The 342-nt window shown below is 64.3% G+C and carries 1 protein-coding gene; it reads right to left on the bottom strand.

Annotation, left to right across the window (positions count from 1 at the left end; all coding sequences use genetic code 11):
* On the bottom strand, window positions 1-308 hold a 308-nt coding region (locus IG62_RS0141060), incomplete at its 3' end, for a transposase (RefSeq protein ID WP_234326952.1).
* Window positions 309-342: the final 34 nt, after the last annotated feature.

The following is a 342-nucleotide window of genomic DNA, read 5'->3' on the forward strand; positions in this document are numbered from 1 at the left end:
CCCTTCTTCACAAAGCCGGTGTCGTCGCCGATGAGGACGCCGTCCTTGGCCCCGATGGTCTCCACGACGAAGTCGCGGACGTCGTCACGGACTGCGTTCTCGTCCCAGTCGGAGTGGTTCAGCAGCCGCTGGACGCCGTCCGGGCGGAGTTGACCGACCTGCTCGGCCAGCGTCCAGCCGTTCTTCCTCTCCAAAGGGGCCAGCAAGCCCCGCAGGTAGTCCAAGGCCCGGTCCCGTGGCTCTGACCTGCCGAAACGATGCCTGAACCGGGCATGCAGATCCGCTATACCGTCCGACCACGAATCGATCTGCTCAACCGTCAGCGACTTCTCACACAGTCAC

Origin of the sequence: Streptomyces sp. NRRL S-337, from assembly GCF_000720175.1 — a bacterium.
GTDB lineage: Bacteria > Actinomycetota > Actinomycetes > Streptomycetales > Streptomycetaceae > Streptomyces > Streptomyces siderophoricus.